At 74.4% G+C, this 2,448-nt stretch carries 1 protein-coding gene; it reads right to left on the bottom strand.

The features are described 5' to 3' along the window. On the bottom strand, positions 1-2,261 hold a 2,261-nt coding region (gene valS, locus VF468_05695), incomplete at its 3' end, for a valine--tRNA ligase (protein HEX5877806.1). Between the last annotated feature and the right edge of the window lie 187 nt (positions 2,262-2,448).

The raw sequence follows: 2,448 nt of genomic DNA on the forward strand, positions 1-2,448 counted from the left end.
GACCAGACCTCCTCGGTGACGAACGGCAGCACCGGGGCGAACAGCCGTACCTGCGTCTCCAGGGCCAGCCGCAGGGCGCCGACGGCCGAGGCCTGGCCGGCCGGCCCGGCCTCCCCGTAGGCCCGGCCCTTGACCAGCTCCAGGTAGTGGTCGCAGAAGGTCCAGAAGAAGGTCTCGCACGCCTCCAGGGCCCGGGCCGGCTCGTACGCCTCGAAGGCGGCGGTGGCCTCGTCGACCACCCCGGCCAGCCCGGCCAGCATGGCCCGGTCCAGGGACTCGGTGGCCTCGGCGGCGGCCAGCCCGTCCAGGGTGAGGACGAACCGGGAGGCGTGCAGCAGCTTGGTGGCCAGGCGGCGGCCGACCCGCAGCTGGCCCTCGTCCAGGGTGGTGTCGACCCCGGCCCGCTTGCTGGCCGCCCAGTAGCGGACGGCGTCGGCGCCGAACCGCTCCAGGGCGTCCCCGGGGGTGAGGGCGTCGCCCCGGGACTTGGCCAGCTTGCGCCGGTTGGGGTCGACCACCCAGCCGGCGATGACGGCGTGCGCCCACGGCACCGTGCCGTGCTCCACGTGCGCCCGGGCCAGCGAGTAGAACAGCCAGGTGCGGATGATGTCGTGACCCTGGGGCCGCAGGTCCATGGGGAACACGCGGGCGAACAGGTCGGGGTCGTCCACCCAGCCGCCGGCGATCTCGGGGGTGATGGCCGAGGTCGCCCAGGTGTCCATCACGTCGGGGGCGCCGACGAAGCCGCCGGGGCGGCCGCGGTCGGCCTGGAGGTAGCCGTCGGGCACGTCGGTGGACGGGTCGACCGGCAGCCGGGCCTCGTCGGGGACCAGCGGCCGGTCGTGGTCGACGGCGCCGTCGGGGCCGACCCGGTACCAGAGCGGGAACGGCACCCCGAAGAAGCGCTGGCGGCTGATGCACCAGTCGGCCGAGAGCCCGTCGACCCAGTTCTGGAAGCGGCTGCGCATCCACTCCGGGTGCCAGGACAGCTCGCTCCCCCTGGCCAGCAGGGCGTCCTTGAGGCTGACGGTGCGGACGAACCACTGGCGGCTGGTCAGGATCTCCACCGGCTGGCTGCCGTGCTCGTAGAACTTGACCGTCTGGGTGACCCGGGCCGGGGGCGCGGCCAGGGCGCCGGCCTGGCGCAGCATCCCCGCCACCCGCTCCCTGGCCTGGCGGACGGGCAGGCCGGCGAGCTGGTCGGCGGCCCGCTGGGCGGCCGCCGGGTCGGCGCACTCGAACCCGGGCGAGCCCCAGGCGACCGGCCGGATGGTCCCGTCCGGGTCCAGCACCGGCCGCATGGGCAGGCCCAGGTCGCGCCACCAGACCAGGTCGGTCGGGTCGCCGAAGGTGCAGAGCATAGCGATGCCGGTGCCCTTCTCGGGGTCGGCCAGCCGGTGGGCCAGCACCGGCACCTCGGCCCCGAACAGGGGGGTGCGGACGGTGCCGCCCTGGAGGGCGCGGAAGCGGTCGTCGTCGGGGTGGACGACCAGGGCCACGCAGGCGGCCAGCAGCTCCGGCCGGGTCGTCTCGACCTCGACCGCCCGACCAACCGGGGCACCCCTTCGGGGTTCCCCGGACCCTTCCCTGTCGAAGCGCAGCCGGTAGGACCTGCCCTCGACCTCGCGGTCCTCCAGCTCGGCCTGGGCGACGGCGGTGTGGAAGTCGACCTCCCACAGGGTCGGGGCGTCGGCCTGGTAGGCCAGGCCCTTGGCCAGCAGGCGCAGGAAGGCCCGCTGGGAGGCCCGCCGGGCCTGCTCGCCGATGGTGGCATAGGTCAGCGACCAGTCGACCGACAGCCCGAGGCGGCGGAAGACGGCCTCGAAGGCCTGCTCGTCCTCCATGGTGAGCTGGCTGCAGAGCTCGACGAAGTTGGGCCGGGACACGGCGATCGGCTGCCGGGAGGGCCACTCGGGCGCCTCGAAGGCCGGCTTGTAGGGCAGCGACGGGTCGCAGCGGACCCCGAAGTGCTGCTGGACCCGGCGCTCGGTCGGCAGGCCGTTGTCGTCCCAGCCCATCGGGTAGAACACCGCCCGGCCGCGCATGCGCTGGAACCGGGCGACCACGTCGGTCTGGGTGTAGGAGAAGGCGTGGCCCAGGTGCAGCGAGCCGCTGACCGTCGGCGGCGGGGTGTCGATCGAGAACACCTCGACCCGGGAGCGGGTGCGGTCGAAACGGTAGACGCCGCTGCGCGCCCACCGGTCGGACCACTTGCGCTCGAGCCCGTCCAGGGTCGGCTTGGTCGGCGGCTTCGGCTCCATGAGGCGGTTACCTTACCCGCGCCTCCGGTGCCCGCGCCGTCAGTCCAGCCGCAGGCCCATGATGATCGCGTCCCACAGCTCGCCCGAGCGGCGCCGGTAGTGGCGGTGCAGGTAGCCCTCGCGCTGGAAGCCGAACCGCTCGTAGAGGGCGATGGCGGCGGCGTTGTGGGGCCAGACCTGGAGGGCG

Source organism: Actinomycetota bacterium (genome assembly GCA_036280995.1).
GTDB lineage: Bacteria > Actinomycetota > CALGFH01 > CALGFH01 > CALGFH01 > CALGFH01.